10 protein-coding genes are annotated in these 7691 nt (G+C 61.3%); 3 read left to right on the forward strand and 7 right to left on the reverse strand.

Annotated features, from left to right (window positions below):
- Positions 1-124: 124 nt before the first annotated feature.
- Together IVA78_RS23670 and IVA78_RS23675 are read right to left on the reverse strand one after the other, a co-directional pair.
- Positions 125-1462, reverse strand: coding sequence for an ATP-binding protein (locus tag IVA78_RS23670; protein WP_247281424.1), 1338 nt, complete (start codon positions 1460-1462; stop codon positions 125-127).
- A gap of 1 nt (position 1463) precedes the next feature.
- On the reverse strand, positions 1464-2138 hold the full coding sequence (locus tag IVA78_RS23675; RefSeq protein ID WP_247281423.1) for a response regulator transcription factor: 675 nt from the start codon (positions 2136-2138) through the stop codon (positions 1464-1466).
- Positions 2139-2362: 224 nt separating this feature from the next.
- On the opposite strand from IVA78_RS23675, the gene IVA78_RS23680 reads away from it, so the two are divergent.
- The gene (locus IVA78_RS23680) at positions 2363-2599 is read left to right on the forward strand and encodes a hypothetical protein (protein WP_247281422.1); all 237 of its coding nucleotides are present in this window, start codon (positions 2363-2365) and stop codon (positions 2597-2599) included.
- A 38-nt stretch (positions 2600-2637) separates the two neighbouring features.
- Here the strand turns inward: IVA78_RS23680 and IVA78_RS34440 are convergent, their stop codons facing one another.
- On the reverse strand, positions 2638-2760 hold the full coding sequence (locus tag IVA78_RS34440; protein WP_256464563.1) for a hypothetical protein: 123 nt from the start codon (positions 2758-2760) through the stop codon (positions 2638-2640).
- 164 nt (positions 2761-2924) lie between these two features.
- Between IVA78_RS34440 and IVA78_RS23685 the strand changes: the two genes are divergently transcribed.
- Positions 2925-3464, forward strand: coding sequence for a TRAP transporter small permease subunit (locus IVA78_RS23685; RefSeq protein WP_247281431.1), 540 nt, complete (start codon positions 2925-2927; stop codon positions 3462-3464).
- Complete coding sequence (locus tag IVA78_RS23690) at positions 3461-5065, forward strand: TRAP transporter large permease subunit (RefSeq protein ID WP_247281421.1); 1605 nt, start codon at positions 3461-3463, stop codon at positions 5063-5065. The genes IVA78_RS23685 and IVA78_RS23690 overlap by 4 nt, the downstream gene beginning before the upstream one ends.
- A gap of 588 nt (positions 5066-5653) precedes the next feature.
- On the opposite strand, the gene IVA78_RS23695 is transcribed toward IVA78_RS23690, so the two are convergent.
- From IVA78_RS23695 to IVA78_RS23710, 4 genes are all read right to left on the reverse strand, one after another.
- Positions 5654-5875: a hypothetical protein gene (locus tag IVA78_RS23695; protein ID WP_247281420.1), complete on the reverse strand. Its 222-nt coding sequence runs from the start codon at positions 5873-5875 to the stop codon at positions 5654-5656.
- Between the two features lie 167 nt (positions 5876-6042).
- Positions 6043-6405 (reverse strand): SPW repeat protein, encoded by a 363-nt coding sequence (locus tag IVA78_RS23700; protein ID WP_247281419.1) that lies wholly within the window; start codon positions 6403-6405, stop codon positions 6043-6045.
- Positions 6406-6497: 92 nt separating this feature from the next.
- Positions 6498-6977: an Hsp20/alpha crystallin family protein gene (locus IVA78_RS23705; protein WP_247468239.1), complete on the reverse strand. Its 480-nt coding sequence runs from the start codon at positions 6975-6977 to the stop codon at positions 6498-6500.
- Between the two features lie 98 nt (positions 6978-7075).
- Entirely contained in the window at positions 7076-7528 is a 453-nt protein-coding gene (locus tag IVA78_RS23710) for an Hsp20 family protein (protein ID WP_247281417.1), read from the reverse strand.
- Positions 7529-7691: the final 163 nt, after the last annotated feature.

Here is a 7691-nt window from a genome sequence, read left to right on the forward strand (position 1 = left end):
CATCGGCCGCTCCTTCCAACTCAGGAGCCACCTTCAGAATCGATTTCTGCCCAATTCGCAATGCCTTACAGAGAACGCTCACATGCGATTCCCCTGCCCCTGAGGGGGAGGGTGAAACGTCAGTTCAGCCCGCCAACCTGAATCGCAGCGTGAACTCCGCGCCGCCGCCGGGGAGATTCTCCACCGCGACCGTCGCGGCGTGATCGTCCGCGACGCCGCGCACGATCGAGAGGCCCAGGCCTGCACCGTCGCTGCGCTGGCGGTCACGGCGCCAGAAGCGCTGGAAGATCAGCTCGCGCTCGGCCTCCGCGATGCCGGGACCGCGATCGCGCACCCGCACTGAGCCGTCCTCGCCCACCTCGACCTCGACGGCGGTGTCCCTCGCCGTGAACTTGATCGCGTTTTCGGCGAGGTTGAAGACTGCACGCTGAAGCATCTCCGAATTGCCGTGGATCATGACGGGCGCGTCGCTGCCCCGCAGGGCGATGTCCTTATGCTGCGCGATCGCAAACGGGGCGATCGAACCGACCACCTCGGCACAGACGGCGCGCAAGTCAGCGGTCTCGCCGGGGTCGAGCACCAGCGTGTCGAGCTCGGCGATCTCCAGCAGCTGGGCGACGATCCGGCTCATGGCTTCGATGTCGGCATGCAGCGCCTGACGCGCCGCGCCGTCGCCAAGCGTCTCGATCCGCGTGCGCAGGATCGTGAGCGGCGTACGCAGTTGATGAGCCGCGTCGGCCGTGAACTGCCGCTGCACCCGAAAGCCGTCCTCGAGGCGGTCGAGCGCCTGGTTCACTGCCGTGACGAGCGGCATGATCTCGCGCGGGATCTGCTTCGTCGGCAGGCGGATGTCGGTGCGCGCCGGGCCGATATTGCTGGCCTCCTCCGAGGCCTTCCACAATGGCGCGATCGCGCGGCGGAAGATGATGATGTCGGTTGCGAGCAGGACCAGAAGGATGGGGATGGTGATCCACCCGACCCGTCGGAAGAAGTTCGAGACGATGTCGTCGATGATGACGTCGCGATGCGCGAGATCCTCGGCGACCTGGATGCGCACCGTCTTGCCGTCGATGACCCGGGTGACGCCAGCGCCGGAAATCGTCTCGGGCGGCCGAAGAGCCGCGGCTGCGGCCCGCCGATGCGAGGAAAACAGCAGCCGGCCTTCGCCATCGCGAATGTCGTATTGATAGCGGCCGTAGGCGTCCGAATAGAGCCCGCGCAGACTGTCGGGCAGGTTGAACGTCAGGGAGCCGTCCGGCTGGGTGACGATGCGCTCCGCCAGCACCTCGGCCTGGGCGCGCATGCCGTCGTGGTGCAACTGGTCGATCTCGGAATTGAGCAGCCAGAACAGCACGAGCGGCAGGACGATCGCGACCATCGCGACCGCCACGATGTGCAGGAAGACGATCCGCCAGATCAGCGATTTGAACGTGAGCGATCTGACATGGCCTCCGGCAGCCACGCTATTTTTCCTCGGCCATGAGATAGCCGACGCCGCGGATGGTGTGGATCACCACCTTGGCGCCGTGTTCGGTGAGCTGCTTGCGCAGCCTGGAGACATAGACCTCGACCGCGTTGGAGGCGACCTCGCCTTCGAGCCCGAAGATGTGATCCTCGACGTTCTTCTTCGGCACCACCCGGCCCTGCCGGCGCAACAGGATCTCCAGCACCGACGTCTCGCGCGCGGAGATGATCCGCGGCTGGTCGTCGACGAAGATCTGGCGGCTCTCGGTGTCGTAGACGAGATTGGCAAGGCGGAGCGAGCGGCCGAGCAGCTGGCCCGGCCGGCGCAGGATTGCCTCCAGCCGCGCCACCAGCTCCTCCATCGCGAACGGCTTTGTGAGATAGTCGTCGGCGCCGCTGCGCAGTCCGGTGACGCGGTCTTGCACGCCCCCGCGCGCGGTCAACACCAGGACCGGCAGCGGCTCCATCTTGAGGCGCAGCTCGCGCAGCACTGCCAGGCCGTCGCCGTCGGGCAGGCCGAGATCGAGGATCATCGCGGCATAGCTGACGCTGCTCACAGCTTCGCGCGCCTCGGCTGCGCTGCCGACGATGTCGCTCTCATACCCGGCAGCCGCCAGCCCGCCGGCCACGAGCCGCGACAGCTCGGCATTGTCCTCGACGATCAGAAGGCGCATCAAATTCCCGCCGATTGTTCCGGTATCACCGCACGGCTCGCGCCGCATCTGCGTTCTTTTCCAGCATTCGCGGCGCCGCGGCCAGCGAAAAAGCACCGGGGCGGCGGGTCGGCCTTCTGTCAGGTTCGCGTAAGCTTCAATGACCGGTCCTTGCATCAAGGAGAAGGCTGTTTGCTAATTTGACAGATACCAGCAAGTTTCTCTCAGACTAAAGGATGAACTTAATGAGCAATCCTGTGAAAACCGAAAGCGAACTCATCGCCATGGCGAAGGCCGAGTTGAAGGTTCATGCCGACTGTCCCGATGGAATGACCATTTCGATCCTCCGCGATGGCAAGTCCTGGGAGTTTCGAGCCAGTGCGGACCGAGCCACCTCAGATCGGCCCGGCTACCCCGAATGCGTTGCCATGCTTGTCCAGATCGGCGATCACCTCAGCAAGCAGTACGACGTCCAGCGCTAGACGGACCTCGACGTTTCGAACACACGCGCAGGGGAATCTCAGAACACCTGTTCGATCGCCATCACCAGACCGGCCGCGAACTTTTTTAGTGGCCGCTGCGGCAAATTGTCTATTTTTCTGTTGACCGGAAAACTGCCGACGATAAAGGTGCCCTGCTTCACGCGCGCCCGCGACCTGCACAGGTCTCGCTGGAAATCGAACAACAAGAACGAGCGGAAGCATCAGGAGGGTGAACTAGCTCCGGCGCAGATGTGGAAGGCTGCTGATGCAGCACCATGATCCTGCTCGTTTGGGGTCAGCACTCAGCGAGCGGGGAAAGATATTGATGCGCCCATTGTTGGCGATAAGTGCAGCTATCGACTGGCTGAACGAGAAGATCGGTAACGTCTGCAACGTTCTGGTGCTCGCGGCCTGTCTCGTCAGCGCTGCAAATGCGATGATCCGGTACGCCTTCAGCTACAGCTCCAACAGCTGGCTCGAAACGCAGTGGTATATGTTCGCTGTCGTCGTGATGTTCGGCGCGTCCTATACCTTCAAACGTAACGAGCATGTGCGTGTCGAAATCATGTACCTCATGCTTTCCGAGCGCGGCCAGTTATGGCTCGACCTGATCGGGACATTGGTTTTCCTCGTCCCGGCATGCCTGCTCCTCAGTTACCTGTCATGGTCGATGTTCTACAACTCGCTCGTCATCGGCGAAATGTCCAATAATGCTGGCGGCCTCCTCCGATGGCCAATCAAGCTTGCGCTGCCGGCAGGATTCTTCATGTTGGCTCTGCAAGGTGTCTCAGAAGTCATCAAACGAGCAGCGGCTCTGCGCGGCGAAGTCACCATCGATGCGAAATACGAGCGGCCGACCCAATGATCACAATTGAGATGATGCCGCCGCTGATGTTCGGCGGGCTGGTCTTGGCGATGCTGATCGGCTTCCCTGTCGCCTTCACGTTGGCCGCTCTCGGGCTTTCGTTTGGATTTCTCGCGATCCACGAAGGATTCTTCGGATTCAGCTTCCTCCAGGCAATCCCGGAGCGCATCTACGGCAGCGTGCTGGCCAACGAGCTGCTGCTGGCAATTCCATTCTTCACGTTCATGGGCGCGATCCTCGAACGATGCGGCCTCGCAGAAGATATGCTGGATTCGATGGGGCAGTTGTTCGGCCCCATTCGCGGCGGTCTCGGCTATTCCGTGATCATCGTCGGCTTCATCCTCGGTGCCATCACCGGCACGGTGGCCGCGCAGGTGATCGCAATGGCGCTGATCTCGATGCCGGTCATGATCCGCTACGGCTACAACATGCGCTACATCACCGGCGTGCTTGCAGCGTCCGGCACCATTACCCAGCTGGTGCCTCCCTCGCTGGTTCTGATCGTGCTCGCCGACCAACTCGGGAAGTCGGTCGGCGATATGTATCTGGGCGCCTGGGGGCCTTCGATCCTCCAGATCGCCCTCTTCGCGGGCTACACGTTTGCTCTGAGCCTGATCAAGCCAGGCCATGTCCCGGCCGTGCCTAAGGAAGCGAGGACGCTCAAAGGTTGGGCGCTCTGGCGCAAATGCCTGCTGGGCATCATCCCATCCGCTGTTCTGATCTTCGTGGTGCTCGGCACCATGATGCTCGGCCTCGCCACCCCGACCGAGGCGGGCGCGATGGGCGCCGTCGGCGCGATCGTCCTTGCCGTTATCCATCACAAGGATTTCAGCTCGGCCGGTCACAGGGTTTTGCTCGTCGGCGTCGCCGCTGCTGGTGTCGGCACCATCATCGGCATCTACTTCACGCCTAACCTGCCGTTCAAGATTGCCTTCGCAATTGCCTATCTGGCAGTGGCCTGGGTCTGCATCGAGGCGATCAGGATTCCCGACCTGCGCACCCTGGTTAAGCAGGGTTATGAGACCACCATGCGCATCACCTGCATGGTGACCTTCATCCTGATCGGATCGACTTGCTTCTCGATCGTTTTCTTGGGTTGCAACGGTGGTGTCTGGCTGGAGCACATGCTGACATCACTGCCGGGCGGCGTGTGGGGCTTCCTGATCTTCATCAATTTGTTCATCTTCTTTATCGCCTTCTTCCTCGATTTCTTCGAGATCGCCTTCATCATCATCCCGATGATTGCGCCGATCGCACACAAGCTGCTGACTCCCATCGTCGGTGCCGATGCTGCCTTGATCTGGTTCGGCGTCATGCTCTGCGTCAACATGCAGACCTCCTTCCTGCATCCCCCCTTCGGATTCGCTTTGTTCTACCTCCGGGGCGTGGCGCCAAAAGAAGTCAAGAGCTCAGACATTTATTGGGGTGCAATGCCTTGGATCGGCCTGCAGGCGATCATGGTTGCCGTTGTCATCGCCTTTCCAATAACGGTGACTGGGCTGCTGGACGCGCCGACGAAGGTGGATTTGGACAAGATCAAGATCGAGATCCCGGACATCGAACTGCCACCGCCACTCGATTTCGGCCAGCCGAAGAACTGACCGGCCTCGCGCTTTGGCTAGTCTAAGGCGTCGACCTGCATCAGTCCGGCATAACCAGCCAGATGCTGCTCCGGACGCGCACGGCGACGTCGGGCGAGTAGAAGAACACTGCCGCCGGTGCACGCAGGTCCAGAGCCGATCGGTCCAGATCTTGCCACTTTTCACTCCTCAGCGTTTCAATCGGCCACCAGGAGCCGAGCGCCTCGAATACCGTCGAAAATGAATTGGACCGCAAGAGCCGCCAGGACAACGCCGGCAAGTCTCGCCAGCACATGTTCAACGACGAAGTTCAGATCCGCAATTGGGCCTGCGGCCGGTATATTTATTGAGCGGTCCTTTGCGCGGCCTTCTCAATCCTTCTGGAAGAGAATAATCATCCTGGGGACCGTCGTGTCCCGAGGCCCCGGGCGGCGCCTTCTGCGCGACGATCGGCGGACGTGGTTGCCGCAGCGCATCCTCGTTCGCTGTGCTGAGTGAACGGCTTTTCTCGCGCAAGCCGCCGGCGAACAGGCTCCTTGCCCAAGAGACCATTCCTGCGAAGGACGCGTATTTTGGCCAACCCTCCATGATCAGCACGCGCAATCGTCTTCAGGCAGCGGTCTGCTTCCGCGCGGCCTCCATTCTTCGGAACAGCTCCAGCCACCGCTGCTCTTTCGGAGAGAGCGGTAGCTCGGAATGTCGCCAAGTCGGCTTGCCATCTAGCGGAAGCTGAGCATCCAAAAGTTCGAATTCGGTCGTCTCCTCAGGGGTAAGGCCTGCAAGGACCCGGCGACGCTTCTTGTCGAGCGTGTACAAACGCGAGGTCAGCACGATCTCTCCGCTTGGCCCAACGGTCGACGGAGACAGTATTGGCGTGTTCCCTTTCACTTCAGCACCATCATGGTTCATCTCGCGGCAACGAGCTTGGCCAGCAAAATGGCGCACTCGCGCAGGTCAGTTGCGAAGGGAGGCTGCCGCAGCCTCCCCTCGCCGAGCATTCACGCTGTCACACGTGGATGGCCCTGATGCAGTTGCCAAACTCGCAGAGCCGCAACAGCGGCGACGAGGATTCCGGCGATGACGTGGAGCGGTGTCACCGTTGCCTTGGCCGAGAAGTGCAGCACCCAGGGTGATACGGCGACCCAAACGCCGGCGGCCAGAGCTATCCACTCCTGCCATTCGGCGAATATCGCCAGCGCCGCAACGGCCAGCGCAGCGATCAGGATGCCGCTCAACCAGGCATTCCAGTTGGTGGGACTTTCAGCGGCGAACCCGAAGGCCCACGGCGAGATGAACAAGCCGAGGCCGATCACTAGGTTGACCCCATCGGCGATCATGTCCTTTTTCCAGATGGTGTTCATGTTGCAACTCCTTACATTCGCTCCTTTCCCTCACTCTCTTTGCACAGGCCAGTCCGGTGACGGGCGAAAGCGAACTCCCGCCCGTCCCGCGGTTACTTGCCGTTGATGGCGATCCGTTTCACCTTGTGCTGCGTGGTCGGTAACTTCGGCAGCGTCACGGTGAGCACGCCATTCTTGAAAGACGCCTCGACCTTGTCCTGATCGACATCGTCGACCGGGACGGAGCGCTCGAAGCGTCCGTAGTAGCGCTCGCTGAAGCGGCGCTCCTTGTCTTCGGTCTCGCTCCTTTTTTCGCCGCTGATGGTCAACAGGCCGCCCCTCAGTTCGACGTTGACGTCCTTCTCCTCGAGACCGGGGACCTCGGCGGTGACGTTGACTTCCTTCTCCGTCTCTTTGATGTTCGGCCATCCGGTCGCCTGGGAGCCAAACGGAGTGACGTCGAACGTGCGGAACGCATCATCGAACAGCCGATTCATCTCGCGATGAAGCGCGAGGAACGGATTGGCTTCGCTGCGGTGCGGACTCAGATCGCGGGAGCCGTTATTCCGGGGAACGAGATCGCGTAGGGGCATAGCTTTCCTCCTTCCTGTTTCTTCATGCTCATTTGACAAAATTCAGCCGCGCGCGGCCACGCCGCGCAGGCGGTTCGACGGCCCCGAACGGAACTCCGTCAGGCGGTCTGCTTCCCTTCGATTTGCTGGTTGTCGTTGCCGGCGACTTCGATCGCGATACGGCGTGGCTTCATCGCCTCCGGGATTTCCCGAACCAGAGCGATCCTCAGCATGCCGTTTTCGAACGTCGCATCCTTGACCTGAACATAGTCCGCCAGGTTGAAAACGCGGCGGAACGGCCGCAGGGAGATTCCCTGGTACAGGTAGTCTTGATCACCTTTGCTGGGCTTGCGCCCCTCAACCGTAAGCATTGATTGCTCGGCGGTGATGGTGATCTCCTCCGGGCTGAAGCCCGCCAGTGCCAGCGTGATCCGGTACTGGTTCTCACCGGTACGCGCGATGTCGTACGGCGGATAATCGTCGTCCGCATTCGCCGCGTCGTTGACGAGGTCGAACAGACGATCGAAGCCGACGCTCGAGCGCCAGAACGGGGGCATTTCGTAAGTTCTCATAACCACATCCTCCTTGGAGCAACATGGATAGGAGCAACGCCGGTTTTCCGACGGCCTTGACCGGCTTTCAATTACCCACAAATTCTCCTCCGACCATGACACCTAGCGCTATGTCGGTGAGGCGTGACAGCCCGCGCCACATGACGGTATTGCCGGGTGGCGG

Origin of the sequence: Bradyrhizobium sp. 137, from assembly GCF_023074095.1 — a bacterium.
Lineage (GTDB): Bacteria > Pseudomonadota > Alphaproteobacteria > Rhizobiales > Xanthobacteraceae > Bradyrhizobium.